At 59.8% G+C, this 585-nt stretch carries 1 pseudogene; it reads right to left on the reverse strand.

From position 1 onward, the window contains the following. A pseudogene (locus PDO_RS29160) lies at positions 1 to 569 on the reverse strand (transposase); the annotation flags it as partial. Between the last annotated feature and the right edge of the window lie 16 nt (positions 570 to 585).

Consider the following 585-nt stretch of genomic DNA (forward strand, 5'->3'; position numbering starts at 1 on the left):
CCCCCGCTTTCGGCCGCCGCGCTTGCGCACCGCCAGCTTCTCCTCCCGATAGAGACGTCGAAGCTTCTTCACGTTCATGACGATCCCCTGACGGTCGAGCATCACGTGGATACGGCGATAACCGAAGCGGCGGCGCTCGGACGCCACCTTCTTCATTGCCTCCCGAATGGTCGCATCGTCAGGCCGCACGCTGCGGTATCGCATGCTCGACCGATCCAACGACAGAACCTCACACGCCCGACGCTGGCTCACCCCATGCTGCGCGCAGACATGAGCCACCGCATCCCGCTTCACATCGGGCGTCACCATTTTTTTGCAGCGACATCCTTCAGGATCGCATTGTCCAGCATGGCCTCGGCCAAGAGCTTCTTCAGCTTGGCGTTCTCGTCCTCGAGCGCCTTCAGCTTGCGGGCATCGGACACGTCCATGCCGCCATACTTCGCCTTATATTTGTAGAAAGTTGCATCCGAGATGCCGTGCTTGCGGCAGACATCGACCGTCTTCGCGCCGGTCTCCTGCTCCTTCAAAATCCCGATGATCTGTTCTTCCGTGAACCGTGAACGCTTCATTCGTCCGTCTCCTTGA

It is taken from the genome of Rhizobium sp. PDO1-076, from assembly GCF_000247475.1.
In the GTDB taxonomy this organism is placed as follows: domain Bacteria; phylum Pseudomonadota; class Alphaproteobacteria; order Rhizobiales; family Rhizobiaceae; genus Allorhizobium.